This is a genomic window from Neobacillus sp. 204, assembly GCF_046562815.1.
In the GTDB taxonomy this organism is placed as follows: Bacteria; Bacillota; Bacilli; order Bacillales; family Cytobacillaceae; genus Neobacillus.
Genome location: NZ_JBJORY010000009.1, coordinates 162,236 through 176,556 on the forward strand (window position 1 = coordinate 162,236; position 14,321 = coordinate 176,556).

Consider the following 14,321-nt stretch of genomic DNA (forward strand, 5'->3'; position numbering starts at 1 on the left):
AGAGGCGGTTGACAAGATGAAAGAAATTGGTTTTTTTCCTGCTTTTATAGAAAGCTACTTTATTGCCTTGGGAGTCGTGCTTGGAGGATCGCTTATTGGGGGAATAGCTTCATTCCTAACTGGGCAGCCGCCGCTAACAACCGTTTATCGCTTATCTTCAGCGCTTAGAATTTGGGCCATTGTTTCTGCCATCGGTGGGACGTTTGACGCGGTTTATACGTTTGAAAGGGGATTATTTAACGCCGATACAAAGGATCTTTTTAAACAGTTTTTATTAATTCTCTCTGCCTTAGGCGGTGCCCAGACTGGTGCCCTGATTATTAATTGGTTGACCCAGGAGCATATCTCATCATGAGAATCCCGCCGTTATATAGAAAACCACCCTGGCAGCGTTTTTTTGCTGGAATGGCCGTTGGGGGAGCAATAAGCTGGTGCATTTTTTTATATATTTATGGAGGCTGGCAGGAAGAGAATACCGAATTAATTAGGAAACAAGAGCAAAAAATTGTTGACTTAAACGAAGAGAAAAAGATCTGGCAGGATGAATATAAAGAGATTAATAAGCGAAAAATTGAGCAGCTTACAGTACAAAAAATCAATATTCGAATTATAAACGGGGAAAAATATAAACTTGATTCTTTAAGTGTTTTAGAGACAGAAGACTCGGTTCGAGATGATATAAGCTTGATGCTTGCAAAAGATATCGAAACAGTCTACAAAAGTAAAGATCTTCTGAAAAAAATTATTGAAAATAAACCCATAAAAATAAATGATAAAAGATATAAACTCAAGGTAAAAGAAATGGTTTTCTATACAAATCTCTCAATACAGGTAGAAATTAAATTTGAATAATAAAACGGAATCACCCGTTTAGCGGTGCATGGACTGGAGCGCTTCGACTAAAATAAAGGAAATCGGCCCCGCGATTGCGAGAGCCGATTTTTTTAATGGTTAAAAGTATAATTCTCACAAACCTCATCCAGTGCTTTCAATACATTGTCTACTTCGTTCCAAGAGTAGATGGAGGCACCTGACGCTAGTGGGTGTCCCCCACCATTAAACTTGCGTGCAACTACATTAATAACTGGTCCCTTTGAACGAAGACGTACTCTTATTTGTTCGTCTTCTTCGATGAAGAAAACCCATGCTTTAATTCCTTTAACATTCCCTAATGTTCCGACAAGGAGAGATGCTTCTGCTGGTTTCGCCTTGTATTCTTCAAGTAGTTCCTTTGTTAGTTTTACGGAGGCGACACCGTTTTTCTGAAGATTAAAATTTTGGAGTATGTAACCATTTAATTTAATGATATTGATATCCAATTCATACATCTTGTCAAATAATTCAGTGCGAGAAAAATTATAATGGATCAATTCTCCTGCATAGCCAAGTGTTTTTTCTGTTGTACTTGGAAATAGAAATCTCCCAGTATCACCGACAATCCCTGCATATAACAGTCTCGCCGCTTCATCATTCATTTTAAGCCCTTTAGCTTTTCCGTTTAAATAAAACTCATAGATCATTTCGCTGCAAGAGCTGGCAGTTGTATCCACCCAAAGTAAATCACCATATCGGTCTTCATTAGGGTGATGATCAATCTTTATTAATTTATCACCAAGTGTGTAGCGCTTGTCACAGATCCTAGCAGCGTTTGCGGTATCACAAACGATCACCAATGCTCCCTTATATACTTCATCTTCAATCACATCAAGCCTGCGCATGTAATGAAGGGTTGGTTCTTCTTGACCAACTGCATAAATCCTTTTATTCGGAAAGGATTCTTGCAATATTGCTGCCAATCCGCCTTGCGAACCATAAGCATCCGGATCTGGACGGACGTGACGATGAATAATTATGGTGTCATATTTTTCAATCTCAGCTAATATTTGCTCAATCATGGGCAATGCTCCTTTACCTACTCATAAACCATAGTGGTATTTTTTTGTTTTTACATGTACAATAATAGAAGATTTTCTATGCCTGGAGGAAATAATATGTTTGTACTTGTTGTATTAATTGCTATACTATTTGCTTTCTACCTATTTTATAAAACAAAATACATCAGAAGCAACCGTTTAGTAGAAAAGAAATGGCTTGCTGCTAAATCAAATATTGCTCTTGGGCTTTTTGTGTTGTTATTTGGTCTTAATCACCTGCTATTCATTTCCGAAACAACAGTATCCTATATTGTTGCTGCAGTATTTATTATTTATGGGGCAGTATTTGGCTGGATCGGTTTCAAAAAATATAAACATTACCTTCCCTTCGCAATTGAGGAAGCGAAAAATTTTGAACTGCAAAAATAAAATAGAAGCCGCTTCTCAATTAGTGAAGCGGCTTTGTTTTATAGTAATATAAATTGAATCTAGCTCCTATCCAACAACTGACACATCATCATCGCTTTCCCGACTAATACTCCTTCATTGAAAACCTCGACATCCACTTTACCAAATTTACGTCCCACTTCCAGGACTTTTGGATAAATTTCTAAATTACTTTCCATTTGAACTGGTTTAATAAAGTAAATCGTCATATTTTCAACGACAAGATCACCTTTTTTATAGGAGCGTAATACGCGGTTGGCAGCATCTGAGACAATGGTTGTAAAAACACCGTATGAAATGGTTCCCAATTGGTTTGTCATTTGTGGTGTTACTTCGCAAGAGTAAACCTCTTCTCCTTTTGCTTTTCCCTGCATTAATACCATTTGATTGGTTACGATATCATCGATGGTTTCCCCAACCTGTGGCTGCCGCTGGTTCATTTGTAAGGCCTTTAAAACATCCTGCCTGCTAATTATCCCTTCAAGTCGGTTAGATTCATCCGTAACAGGAAGTACTTCAATCCCTTCCCAGACCATTGTATGAGCTGTTGACGCCACACTTGTTTTTCCATTAACCGACATCGGATGTTTGGTCATGATCTTATCAATGGATGCTTCCATATCTTGACCTAAAATATCCTTGCTCGTAACCATCCCTTGTATTTTCAAGTTTTGATCGACAACAGGATAGCGGCTGTGGGCAGTTTGTTGATTAAATTCATGCCATTTGGACACCTTATCCGTCGTTTTTAGATAAAAAGTGTCAGCAAGAGGAGTTAAAATATCTTCAACCAATATAATTTCCTTCTTGATCAACTGGTCATAAATAGCGCGGTTAATCATCGTAGCAACAGTAAAAGTATCATAGCTCGTTGAAATAACTGGTATTTCTAGTTTATCAGCCAGCTTTTTGATATGTTCTTCCGCATCGAATCCTCCGGTAATGAGGACGGAAGCGCCTGCTTTTAAGGCAAGTTCATGTGCTTGTGTCCGGTTTCCAACAATTAATAGGTTGCCTGCCTCCGTGTAGCGCATCATGGCTTCTAATTTCATAGCGCCAATCACAAACTTATTAAGAGTTTTATGCAAGCCCGTTCTTCCGCCCAATACCTGTCCATCAACAATATTTACTACTTCAGCAAAAGTCAATTTTTCAATATTTTCTTTTTTCTTTCGTTCTATTCTAATCGTTCCAACACGTTCGATGGTACTAACATATCCTTTATTTTCCGCTTCTTTAATCGCACGGTAGGCTGTACCTTCACTTACGGCCATCGCCTTAGCAATTTGTCTGACTGATATCTTTTCCCCGATAGGGAGTCCATCAATATATTGTAAAATTTGTTCATGTTTTGTGGCCAAGACCTTCACCCTTTTTATAGTCAAATTCCAATCATTCAATTACGAATAATCCGGATTACGTATAACTTTTATTATAGAGTTTATAAAGCCTTGATTCAATGCGGATTCTCACATTACAATTAATTCTCAATGATAGGACCTGGATTTCTTCTTTGGACGTCGGTCCGATTGAAGTTTTTGTCCTTGCCTTTTAGGACTATAAAGCAAACCCGTAAGATTTCCAGCGATGACGATTAAGGCAAATAAGAGCCAGACGATTGAAAAAATCCCCTGGGCACCTTCTGCATAAATCGATAATCTCGGCGCTCCATAATACAGCAAGAAGCCACAGAGTAACAGGCAAAGTAAATATCTGTTCTTTTTCATGTTTATTTCCTCCCCTAAAAAGACTGCTTGTTCCATATTTATGCTTATCGGAGGAAAAAAAGTATGTAAATCATCTAGAACACTTAAATTTCGATTGCTTCGCCTGGTTGGAGTACTTTACCATTTTTATCTTCTAGCATATCAATAAACTTATGCGGATCCTGCTTAATTGGAGGGAACGTATTAAAGTGAATTGGCACAACTGTTTTAGCTTTTAGCAGCTTGGCAGCATATACTGCATCTTCAGGTCCCATGGTAAAATTATCTCCAATTGGCAGGAAGGCCACATCAATCTGATGGCGCTCACCAATCAACTTCATATCTGAAAATAACCCCGTATCTCCGGCATGATAAATGGTCTTTCCTTCATTCATAAATAAAATCCCAGCCGGCATTCCGCAATAGATGAGTTCATTATTCTCTGTTTCATAGCTTGAACCATGAAAGGCTTGCGTTAATTTAATTTTGCCAAAATCAAATTGATAGGCACCACCAATGTGCATGGCATGGGTATTAACCCCTTGCCAGCTGAGGAAAGTTGAAAGCTCGTGGTTGGCAACTACCAGAGCATTATTTTTCTTTGCTAATTCGACTGTATCCCCAACATGATCATTGTGACCATGAGATAAAATAATGACATCGGGTCTTGTTTCCTCCACTTTTAAGTCGGTTAATTGGTTTCCATTAATAAAGGGGTCAATAATAATACTCTTTCCCTTTGTTTGAATTTGCACAACGGAATGGCCATGATAAGATATTTTCATCAAACTCGCTCCTCTCATTTTTCTCTATTAAATATTTCCATACAATACCTGAAATTCCTTCCATTTCTCTAGTTTATTCCTTTACAAACGAATTTAAGCACAAGGAGGACAAAAACGTCTGTTAGTTTACATTTCGGTTTTTAATTGATAATCTCAAATAGGATATGATTGATATAGGGGGAGTTAAAATGAATCAGCGATTAACTAAACTTCAAAACTGGATGAGGGAAAACGACATTGAAGTTACCTTTCTAACCTCTTCTGAAAATGTATTTTATTTAAGCGGATATTACACTAATCCACATGAACGCTTGCTGGCATTAGCAGTTTTTCAGAAAGACGAGCCTTTCCTTGTCTGCCCGGGAATGGAAGTGCCTGATGCGAAACGTTCTGGTTGGGACCATGAAATTCTTGGCTATAGCGACATCGACAACCCATGGAAAATGATTCTAAATTCCATCCAGAAAAGAATTAAAGGTGTCTCCAAAGCAGCCATTGAAAAAGAACATATGAACGTGGAACGCTATGAACATCTTACAAAGTTATTCCCACAAGCATCCTTTGTTTCTGCGGAAGAAAAATTACGCCTGCTCCGTATGATTAAGGATGCAAAGGAATTAAAAATTATTGAAGAAGCTTGTGCTCTTGCCGATTTCGCGGTTGAATTTGGTGCTAGTGAAATCAAGGAAGGCAAAACAGAATTGGAAATACTAAACGCCCTAGAGTACGCCTTAAAACAAAAAGGTGTAACCGAAATGTCGTTTTCGACAATGGTTCTTACTGGGGCTAATGCCGCTTCACCTCATGGAAACCCTGGAGATACGAAAATTCAAAAAGGGGATCTAGTTTTATTTGATCTAGGTGTGGTTGTTGACAGGTATTGTTCTGATATCACTAGGACCGTAGCATACGGTGATATTAATGACAAACAAAAGGAAATCTATGACACCGTATTAAAAGCCCAGCTTGCTGCCATTGAAGCAAGCAAACCAGGGGTATCTGCGGCAGAAGTAGACCTTACTGCCCGTCGAATTATTGCTGATGCAGGTTATGGAGACTTTTTTCCACACAGGCTCGGGCACGGGCTCGGAATTAGCGTCCATGAGTATCCGTCACTAACAGAAACAAACCCACTCATTATTGAGGAAGGTATGGTCTATACGATTGAACCTGGTATTTATGTACCAAATGTGGCCGGTGTCCGCATTGAAGATGACATTTATATTACTGCAGACGGGGCAAAAGTTCTCACAAAATTCCCGAAAGAATTGCAGGTTATAAAATAATTCCATTTGTAAATTTTTTACATTGAAATTTAGATAGAATTGATATATTATACAAATACAAGCTGCGTTGTTCGTAGTCATAATAAAGTTTTAACCTTTAAGCTGTAAAAGGGAGTTTAACCATTGGAGCTGGAATGACAAGCCTCCGTCTATAAGACTTGGAGGACACGCAGGAAATGTTTCTGAGAACACCCACTTTGAGGAGTGGTGGTTTAAAACTTTCTTATATTAATACGGCAAATGCGGCTACATAGTATGTATTTCAAAGCCAGTTCCTTTTAGGAGCTGGTTTTTATTTTTATAAAAAAAGAAGAGGTGTCCACCTCTTCTCGTAAAAATATCATTATTTTTCCAGCAAGGTTTTTGTATCTAAAAATTCAAGCCCATGCGCTTCTGCGACAGCTTGATAGGTCACGAAGCCGCCAAGTGTGTTGATTCCTTTTAACAATGCCTCATTGCTGAGACAAGCTTGTTTATAGCCCTTATTGGCAATTTGCACGGCATATGGGACCGTTACATTTGTTAAGGCAAGGGTAGAAGTTCTTGGCACCGCACCAGGCATGTTAGCAACAGCATAGTGAACCACATCATGCTTCACATAGGTTGGATTGTCGTGTGTGGTAATCCGGTCAGTGGTTTCAAAAATCCCCCCCTGATCGATGGCAATATCCACCACGACACTACCTGGTTTCATTGATTGAATCATTACTTCTGTTACAAGTTTTGGTGCTTTTGCCCCTGGAATAAGAACAGCACCTATCACCAAATCAGAATCCTTCACTGCTTCAGCAATATTATAGGGATTGGACATAAGCGTCGTCACATCCGAGCCAAATATATCATCCAATTGGCGAAGCCGATCAGGATTTAGATCAATAATAGTCACTTTTGCTCCTAAACCAATCGCCATTTTAGCTGCATTTGTTCCAGCTACACCGCCGCCGATAATGGTAACCGTCCCTCTTTGGACCCCTGGGACACCAGAAAGAAGAATTCCCATCCCCCCGTGGACCTTCTCAAGGAATTGAGCACCAATTTGAGGGGCCATTCTTCCAGCCACCTCACTCATTGGCGTTAATAATGGCAAGCTTCTATTGGGTAACTGAACCGTCTCATAAGCAATGCCTACTACTTTATTATCAATTAACGCTTTCGTTAATTCTGGTTCAGGCGCTAGATGTAAGTATGTAAATAATATTAATCCTTCACGAAAGTATTTGTATTCACTTGGAAGTGGCTCTTTAACCTTCATTACCATTTCCATGGACCATGCTTCTTCTGGTGAATCTACTAATTTCGCACCCGCAGATTCATAATCCTCATTTAAAAAACCAGATCCAAGCCCAGCTCCATTTTCAATAAAAACCTCATGACCAAATTTCACTAGGTTGACCACTCCAGCGGGTGTCATGGCAATACGGTTTTCATTATTCTTGATTTCTTTAGGTACACCGATCCGCATGTGCAAACCTCCAAATAAATTTAGTAAAATTAACCAAGAGACTATTTTATTTTATTATACCCTTTTTGTTAAGTAAGATGTAACCTTGTAGCTATTAACTAACAAACATTAGATTTCGACAAAATTATATAGTAAAGGCTTTGCGGTGTATCGCAAAGCCTTTGTTTTATTTGTTCATTAATACCAAGGATAATATGGGTATGGATATGGGTATGGATATGGTGGATAGTAAGGATATCCGTAACCATAACCGAAACCTGGAGCTAATAAGGCACCTGCAGCTAACCCAGTTAAGAATGGGAATCCAAATCCAAATCCAAATGGTCTGCCAAATCCAAATCCAAATGGTCTGCCAAATCCAAATCCAAATGGTCTGCCAAATCCAAATCCAAATGGTCTGCCAAAACCACCGAATCCAAATCCTGGACGGCCAAAACCTCCGAATCCAAATCCTGGACGGCCAAAACCTCCGAAACCAAATCCTGGACGGCCAAAACCTCCGAAACCACCAAAATGTCCGAACCCTGGACGAATCCTTTCATCTGCAGGATCGACCACATTATAGTTCACATCAATGTTACTAGGCACTCCATACATTTCTGTAGTCATGTTTCTCCTCCTCATTTTAATTAATTGACACATTAAAGAATATGCATATGTAAAAGCATATTCTTGGGTATTTGCCCTTTAATTAAAAATATCCATGACATTTGTCCAAAAAAAAAAAAAACTGTCCTATATTAGGACAGCCCAACAGTCTCATCATTTACCCCTCAGTACCAGCAAAGTTATCGTTATCGGCAATTGCGGTGCCTTCGCCAATAAATCCACTATTATATGAATTCAAAATTTGTTGGCTGACTTCCTTTGTACCCTGTTCATCAAACTCAAACGAAAACTGATTTTTTTGTTCATGCTTCACCATCCTGTAAATCTCCTTCCTTTTTAAGGTTACCTCATTATTGTTCGAAAAATTGCAACAGTTATCCCTTGTTAAATAATGTATAATTTAAGTAAGGAGATGATAAATCATGGGACTTAAATATAAAAATATTTTAGTCGCTATTGATGGTTCAAAAGAAGCTGATTGGGCTTTTAAAAAAGGGATTGAAATTGCCAAGAGAAATGATGCTACCCTATTATTAGTCCATGTTATTGACACTAGAACATTTGCATTAATTGAGGCTTATGATACTGTTATTGGAGATCGAGCAGAGAAGCTGGCAAAAGATATGCTTGAAAACTACAAAAAACAAGCGGAGGATGCAGGCTTAACAAACGTGCAATTTGCAATTGATTACGGCTCTCCTAAAATAAGAATTCCTAGAGATTTAGCTAAAAAACACAAAGTAGACTTGATTATCTGCGGCGCGACTGGATTAAATGTTGTGGAAAGGTTCTTTATTGGAAGTGTTTCTGAACATATTACTCGTTATGCAAATTGCGATGTTCTCATTGTCCGCACTGAAAAAGATATAGCATAGTACAGAGTTGATAAGCACGCAGCATGGATGCTGCGTGCTTTTTCTTCAATTAATAAAAACATAGGTTTTTAATGAATGGTTGATAAATGTATAGTAGAATAAATAATAGTCAAACGGATTGGAGGCAATCGAATGAAAGAATATTTTTCTTTTGACCATCGTCTTGGTATTCCACTGCCAGAATTAACCTTGGAATTGGACCATTTCAACAAGGCAAAACAACAGGAAATTCTTTTTTATTGGGAACAAGTTCGCGGCTCGATTCCTGACCGGATAAGAGATCTTGAAACCGAGATTAACCATAAACAAGCACTTCTCTCAAATGAAAGTAATTTTCCTCGCTCTTGTCAACTGAATACGGAGATTGCTGAACTAGCTTCGATTATTAATGATTTATGGCTATGGTACCGGGCAAACGAAGTTCTTTCAACAAAAGTTCATCAATAAAAAACTCCCTTTCCATTTAAAAAGGGAGTTTTCCTAATTATTAGAGGTCTTTTTGAATCTCTTTCACCACATGGCTTATCTCAGGTAAAATTAATTTATTCATAGCAAGCTTCACAGCACCAGTTGAGCCTGGGGTAGAGAATACTGCTTTATTTTTCACAACCCCAGCAATAGCTCTGGAAAGTATTGCAGCAGATCCAATATCTTCTTGATAGCTTAACATCCGGAATATTTCTCCAAAACCGACAATCTCCTTATCAAGTAGATTCTGTACCGTCTCAATCGTTACATCCCGCTTGGCTATCCCCGTTCCGCCATTAGTTAAGATGACATCGATTTCTTCACTTGCACATCCTTTTACGATTTCATTTTGAATTGGATCGGCTACATCTTTAACTATGACATAATCAACAATCTTGTGACCTGCTTGTTCGAGCAAGTCCATCATCAACTTTCCACTTTTGTCCGTTTCCTTATTTCTTGTATCACTAACCGTAATTACTTTGCAATTAACTGTCTTAGGTGCAGCTTTTTTATGCTCTTGAGTACTCATTCAATAAACACCTCTTTTTCACGTAGATAACGAAGTTGATAATATTTATGGGCTAATTCGGTTACTTTTCTCGTTAACTGATAATTAGCACCTGCACCAATGGCCATACTGACAAGCGGTATACCTTGAATCATTTTTTTCCGTAACAAGGTAATGACCAGGGCTTTCACAAGTTGTTGAACCTGCTGTTCAAGCCATGTTATATCCGTTATTTCTTCATTTCCTTCATAAAAATAAAAGTCTTCCTGACCGTCTAATTCTGCCATTAGAGCGTTCCAGCCCTCGCTTTGCAGTCTTGGTGGTAATGTTGCCGTATGAAAGACCTTCAGGGAGGTCATCATTTCAAATGGTGTGTTAACCTCTATCCCATAGGTCATCGCAATTAATTGTACTACCCTTAAATTAATTACTGCGATCGCTGGTATGTCGGTGCCAAGCAGCAGTGGTCCACCAGTCCCCGCTAAGCCACCTTGTGCAAAAGAATATAGACGATGACGCGCGATTTGCTGCTCGGCTATGTATTGTAATTGCTCAATGCTTAACTTTTTTAGGTCTTCAATTTTTGCTAAGTCCTTCTGAAAGATTCGCCCCGAAGATAGAATTCTCTCCTTTGCATCCATTTGCAGCTGAGAGCCTTGGATTATACTATGTAAATGAAACAGCCAGCTATCGATAACCGAAAAGAATTGTCGTTGAATCTTTTCAGGTAATAATGAGAATGAATGTTGCAAATATTTTTCATAGGTTAGTTGGAAATCATTCGGCACAAATTCCTGTATATTTCTTTCCCAATCCCGTATTTCCTTCAAGACCTTTGCTTCACGGTCTGTCAATGGCATGTTTGATTCCCCCTCACAGCAAGGCTTTCTAATTCCAGTATATCATAAAGAAATACTTGTATAAAAAGGCAAAAGGCAAAAGCTATGGCATAGCTTTTGCCTTTTAAATAATAACGATTAATGGATGTCAGCTAGACGTACAACATCGCGGGCAATCATTACTTCTTCATTTGTTGGGATGATTAATACTTTAACTGGTGAGTGTGGATAATTAATAAAAGCTTCTTCGCCTCTAACTTTATTAAGAGCTGGGTCCCAATAGACTCCCATAAATTCAAGACCTCTTAATACATTTTCCCTAATCGTATCACTATTTTCACCAATTCCAGCGGTGAAAATAATAGCATCGACACCATTCATTCGAGAAGCATATGAACCGATGTATTTATGAATCCTGTTTGCAAAAACATCCAAGGCAAGCTTCGCGCGTTCATTTCCTTTTTTCGCTTCAATTTCAATATCACGTAAATCGCTAGAGAAACCGGACATTGCCAACATACCGCTCTTTTTATTTAGTACATCAAGTACTTCCTCAGCAGTTTTATTGGTTTTTTCCATGATATATGGGATCAATGCAGGGTCAATATTACCTGAACGAGTACCCATGGTTACCCCAGCAAGTGGTGTAAAGCCCATAGATGTGTCAATAGACATTCCGCCTTCAATTGCTGCAATACTTGCACCGTTTCCTAAATGACAGGAAATGAGACGTAATTGTTCAACAGGTCGACCTAATAGCTCAGCTGCACGCTGTGAAACATATTTATGAGAGGTTCCATGAAAGCCATACTTACGAATACCATACTTCTCGTAATACTCCATTGGTAAGCTGTATAGGTAAGAACTTTCTGGCATCGTTTGATGGAAAGCCGTATCAAACACTGCAACTGCAGGAACATTAGGAAGCACGCTCATAAAAGCTTTGATTCCGGTTAAATTTGCTGGGTTATGCAATGGCGCAAGTTCCGATAGTTCTTCAATTTTTTTAATAACTTCATCTGTAATAAGCACAGAATCCGTAAATGTTTCTCCACCATGAACCACACGGTGTCCCATTCCAACAATCTCATCAAGAGATTGGATAATTCCAAGTGTCGTTAATTTATCTAAAAGCATTTTAACCGCGACTTCATGATCAGGAATATCAATTATTTCTTGAATTTTTTCTCCGTTAACCGAAATATTAAAAATCGAATCATTTAAGCCAATTCTTTCTATAAGTCCTTTTGTAATGACATCTTCACTTGGCATTTCAAATAATTGAAACTTTAAGGAAGAACTCCCCGCATTAATAGCAATAATTTTTGACATATCGTTACCGCTCCTTTTATATAACAACACTGGTTTGGCATTTTTTTGTGTAGTACAACATTATTTTGCTCAAACCACTCTTGATTATTTCCATCCTTAATTGAATCATTGTGTTTATTATATTTCAAGGCAAATTTCCCTTGGCAACGATTACATTACAAATAAAAATTTATTCTGATATTTCATATTTTTGTATTTGTCAAAAAAAAGATGAACCAGAGTTTAGTCTCGGTTCATCCATTGTTCTCTTGAAACCATTTATCCATTCTTAATAGTATTTTATCCATCTCTACTGCACTTGAAAGGTTAGGCAATTCGACAAGCAATGCCTGTTTTGGCGGCTGTACTCCTTCTCCTTTTTTTTGCAAGATGATAATACTCTTCGCTGATTTTTCATTTTTAAACATACTGATTGGTAATTGCAGCAAGCCTTGCACAATGACATTCTCTTTAAAAAATTCATGTAATAATGGTGCTTGCTCACTTTCAAATAGTCCATTTGGAATAAGGAAGAATAAATAACCTCCAGGCACCGTATGGCGGACACTTTGTTCTATGAATAAATGATGGGAATACGTATGCCCTTCACTTGCACTCACTTGATAATCTGCGGCTCTTACATCATTGGGATAAAAGCCAACAGGCAAATCTGCTATAACCGCATCAACAGGATCGATAAACATCGGCTCAAGGCTATCTTGATTGAAGAGTTGAATTGGGTGAGCTTGTAAATTAGCATTAATATAAGCAAGCTTAATTAAAAGGTCATCAATCTCCACGCCGACAGAGTCAACTTTTCTTTGAAGATGATTTAATACGGTTGTTAACAAATTCCCTGTCCCCACTGCTGGGTCAAGCAAGCGAAATGTTGATTGTTTCATAAATCTTTCTACTAAATAGCCAACAAGCATTCCGACTGAATCAGGTGTCATTTGATGGTTTGGCTGAACACTATTATTCATCCCTTTTAAAATGGCCAATTGATAGGCTTTTCTAATTTCCTCATTTGAAAACTTATCTAAATTAATCTGTCCATATTGTTTCTTAATCCTTTTTTCTGTAAGTTCGCTGACCTCATCTTGAAGGATAGAGCCATGAAATAAATTCTCTCCCGTCTCGGCGAGTGCCTCTAAATATGTACAGTTTAATTCTTCCTGCAAAAGAATTGCTGTTTCATTAAATAATGTAAATAGTTGTTCTACTGGAGATACTTTCACCTTATCCCCTCCCTCATTAATTTCCTTATCCATTTTAATCGAGTATCTACATTTTATACAAGTATTAAGCAATGAAAAAAAGGCCCCGCTATGCAGAGGCCTCCGTAGCACTAGATTATTTAGCTGCTTTTGCTGCTTCGAGTGCTGCTTCGTAATTAGGGTGGTTTGTTGCTTCGCTAACATATTCAACATATGTTACAGTGTCGTTAGAATCAACAACAAATACCGCACGAGCCAACAATCTTAATTCTTGGATAGCAACCCCATATGCTTCACCAAAAGAAAGGTCACGATGATCGGATAATGTTTGCACGTTTTCAATTCCACTAGCGGCACACCAGCGTTTTTGTGCAAATGGCAGGTCAACACTTACCGTTAATATTTTCACGTTACCTAAGCTGTTTGCTTCTTCATTAAAACGGCGTGTTTCTGCGTCACAAACACCAGTATCTAGAGAAGGTACTGAAGTAATCAAACGTACTTGACCCTTGGTGCTATCTAACGTAACTGCTGATAAATCATTTGCAAGCACAGTAAAGTTAGGCGCTTTGTCCCCTACTTTTACTTCATTTCCTAAAAGCGTAATTTGATTTCCTTTAAATGTTACATTTGCCATTTTACATCCTCCTTTGTCGTATCCAAGTTTAAGCGACTATTAAATAGCCACTTTAATTCAACTATGTACAGTGTAAATATATCTTCTCAACATCATTTTTGCAATTATTTAGATTTAACTGTTAATCTTGTCTGTTGATTTCCGCTTAAGGCGCTTCGCTTTTAACGCCTGCGGGGTCTCCCCTGCCCCGTACTCCCGCAGGAGTCTTCGCGTCTTCCGCTCCAATCAACAGAGTGGAAAAATCAACAATTACCTTTAACACAGTCAACTAAAAAAGTGAAATCGGTCCGTTTC

The 14,321-nt window shown here is 38.3% G+C and carries 19 protein-coding genes and 1 other RNA gene; 7 read left to right on the forward strand and 13 right to left on the reverse strand.

What is annotated here, in order from left to right:
- The first annotated feature begins 16 nt into the window (after nucleotides 1-16).
- A complete protein-coding gene (ytrH, locus tag ACJ004_RS19410; RefSeq protein WP_026563332.1) occupies nucleotides 17-355 on the forward strand; it encodes a sporulation membrane protein YtrH in 339 nt (112 codons plus the stop codon).
- The gene (gene ytrI, locus ACJ004_RS19415; protein WP_410894784.1) at nucleotides 352-852 is read left to right on the forward strand and encodes a sporulation membrane protein YtrI; all 501 of its coding nucleotides are present in this window, start codon (nucleotides 352-354) and stop codon (nucleotides 850-852) included. The genes ytrH and ytrI overlap by 4 nt, the downstream gene beginning before the upstream one ends.
- Nucleotides 853-944: 92 nt before the next feature.
- Here ytrI and ACJ004_RS19420 read toward each other — a convergent pair whose 3' ends face one another.
- On the reverse strand, nucleotides 945-1,895 hold the full coding sequence (locus ACJ004_RS19420; protein ID WP_410894785.1) for a DHH family phosphoesterase: 951 nt from the start codon (nucleotides 1,893-1,895) through the stop codon (nucleotides 945-947).
- A 96-nt stretch (nucleotides 1,896-1,991) separates the two neighbouring features.
- Between ACJ004_RS19420 and ACJ004_RS19425 the strand changes: the two genes are divergently transcribed.
- A complete protein-coding gene (locus tag ACJ004_RS19425) occupies nucleotides 1,992-2,303 on the forward strand; it encodes a YtpI family protein (protein ID WP_410894786.1) in 312 nt (103 codons plus the stop codon).
- Nucleotides 2,304-2,362: 59 nt separating this feature from the next.
- Here ACJ004_RS19425 and ACJ004_RS19430 read toward each other — a convergent pair whose 3' ends face one another.
- The 3 genes from ACJ004_RS19430 to ACJ004_RS19440 all read right to left on the reverse strand — a co-directional run bounded on the left by ACJ004_RS19430 (nucleotide 2,363) and on the right by ACJ004_RS19440 (nucleotide 4,812).
- Nucleotides 2,363-3,682, reverse strand: a complete 1,320-nt coding sequence (locus tag ACJ004_RS19430; RefSeq protein ID WP_410894787.1) for a DRTGG domain-containing protein — start codon at nucleotides 3,680-3,682, stop codon at nucleotides 2,363-2,365.
- A 126-nt stretch (nucleotides 3,683-3,808) separates the two neighbouring features.
- Nucleotides 3,809-4,048, reverse strand: coding sequence for a hypothetical protein (locus tag ACJ004_RS19435; RefSeq protein ID WP_410894788.1), 240 nt, complete (start codon nucleotides 4,046-4,048; stop codon nucleotides 3,809-3,811).
- Nucleotides 4,049-4,131: 83 nt separating this feature from the next.
- A complete protein-coding gene (locus ACJ004_RS19440; protein WP_410894789.1) occupies nucleotides 4,132-4,812 on the reverse strand; it encodes a metal-dependent hydrolase in 681 nt (226 codons plus the stop codon).
- 188 nt (nucleotides 4,813-5,000) lie between these two features.
- On the opposite strand from ACJ004_RS19440, the gene ACJ004_RS19445 reads away from it, so the two are divergent.
- Entirely contained in the window at nucleotides 5,001-6,098 is a 1,098-nt protein-coding gene (locus ACJ004_RS19445; protein ID WP_410894790.1) for a M24 family metallopeptidase, read from the forward strand.
- A gap of 56 nt (nucleotides 6,099-6,154) precedes the next feature.
- Nucleotides 6,155-6,351: non-coding RNA, 6S RNA (gene ssrS, locus ACJ004_RS19450), on the forward strand.
- Nucleotides 6,352-6,441: 90 nt separating this feature from the next.
- Here the strand turns inward: ssrS and ald are convergent.
- The 3 genes from ald to ACJ004_RS19465 all read right to left on the reverse strand — a co-directional run bounded on the left by ald (nucleotide 6,442) and on the right by ACJ004_RS19465 (nucleotide 8,485).
- On the reverse strand, nucleotides 6,442-7,560 hold the full coding sequence (gene ald, locus ACJ004_RS19455) for an alanine dehydrogenase (RefSeq protein WP_410894791.1): 1,119 nt from the start codon (nucleotides 7,558-7,560) through the stop codon (nucleotides 6,442-6,444).
- A 177-nt stretch (nucleotides 7,561-7,737) separates the two neighbouring features.
- Nucleotides 7,738-8,169: a hypothetical protein gene (locus tag ACJ004_RS19460; protein ID WP_410894792.1), complete on the reverse strand. Its 432-nt coding sequence runs from the start codon at nucleotides 8,167-8,169 to the stop codon at nucleotides 7,738-7,740.
- Nucleotides 8,170-8,326: 157 nt separating this feature from the next.
- On the reverse strand, nucleotides 8,327-8,485 hold the full coding sequence (locus ACJ004_RS19465) for a hypothetical protein (RefSeq protein WP_410894793.1): 159 nt from the start codon (nucleotides 8,483-8,485) through the stop codon (nucleotides 8,327-8,329).
- Nucleotides 8,486-8,591: 106 nt separating this feature from the next.
- Between ACJ004_RS19465 and ACJ004_RS19470 the strand changes: the two genes are divergently transcribed.
- Both ACJ004_RS19470 and ACJ004_RS19475 read left to right on the forward strand, forming a co-directional pair.
- Nucleotides 8,592-9,044 (forward strand): universal stress protein, encoded by a 453-nt coding sequence (locus tag ACJ004_RS19470; protein WP_410894794.1) that lies wholly within the window; start codon nucleotides 8,592-8,594, stop codon nucleotides 9,042-9,044.
- Between the two features lie 132 nt (nucleotides 9,045-9,176).
- Nucleotides 9,177-9,491: a hypothetical protein gene (locus ACJ004_RS19475; RefSeq protein WP_410894795.1), complete on the forward strand. Its 315-nt coding sequence runs from the start codon at nucleotides 9,177-9,179 to the stop codon at nucleotides 9,489-9,491.
- A gap of 40 nt (nucleotides 9,492-9,531) precedes the next feature.
- On the opposite strand, the gene ACJ004_RS19480 is transcribed toward ACJ004_RS19475, so the two are convergent.
- From ACJ004_RS19480 to ACJ004_RS19505, 6 genes are all read right to left on the reverse strand, one after another.
- The gene (locus tag ACJ004_RS19480) at nucleotides 9,532-10,044 is read right to left on the reverse strand and encodes a MogA/MoaB family molybdenum cofactor biosynthesis protein (protein WP_410894796.1); all 513 of its coding nucleotides are present in this window, start codon (nucleotides 10,042-10,044) and stop codon (nucleotides 9,532-9,534) included.
- Nucleotides 10,041-10,883, reverse strand: coding sequence for an EcsC family protein (locus ACJ004_RS19485; protein WP_410894797.1), 843 nt, complete (start codon nucleotides 10,881-10,883; stop codon nucleotides 10,041-10,043). The genes ACJ004_RS19480 and ACJ004_RS19485 overlap by 4 nt, the downstream gene beginning before the upstream one ends.
- Before the next feature lie 117 nt (nucleotides 10,884-11,000).
- On the reverse strand, nucleotides 11,001-12,194 hold the full coding sequence (locus ACJ004_RS19490) for an acetate kinase (protein WP_410894798.1): 1,194 nt from the start codon (nucleotides 12,192-12,194) through the stop codon (nucleotides 11,001-11,003).
- A gap of 233 nt (nucleotides 12,195-12,427) precedes the next feature.
- Nucleotides 12,428-13,411 (reverse strand): class I SAM-dependent methyltransferase, encoded by a 984-nt coding sequence (locus ACJ004_RS19495; protein WP_410894799.1) that lies wholly within the window; start codon nucleotides 13,409-13,411, stop codon nucleotides 12,428-12,430.
- A 115-nt stretch (nucleotides 13,412-13,526) separates the two neighbouring features.
- Nucleotides 13,527-14,027 carry a thiol peroxidase gene (gene tpx / locus ACJ004_RS19500; RefSeq protein ID WP_410894800.1) on the reverse strand — a complete coding sequence of 167 codons (501 nt, stop codon included), beginning with the start codon at nucleotides 14,025-14,027 and terminating at the stop codon, nucleotides 13,527-13,529.
- 145 nt (nucleotides 14,028-14,172) lie between these two features.
- The gene (locus tag ACJ004_RS19505; RefSeq protein ID WP_410894801.1) at nucleotides 14,173-14,295 is read right to left on the reverse strand and encodes a hypothetical protein; all 123 of its coding nucleotides are present in this window, start codon (nucleotides 14,293-14,295) and stop codon (nucleotides 14,173-14,175) included.
- Nucleotides 14,296-14,321 lie beyond the last annotated feature (26 nt).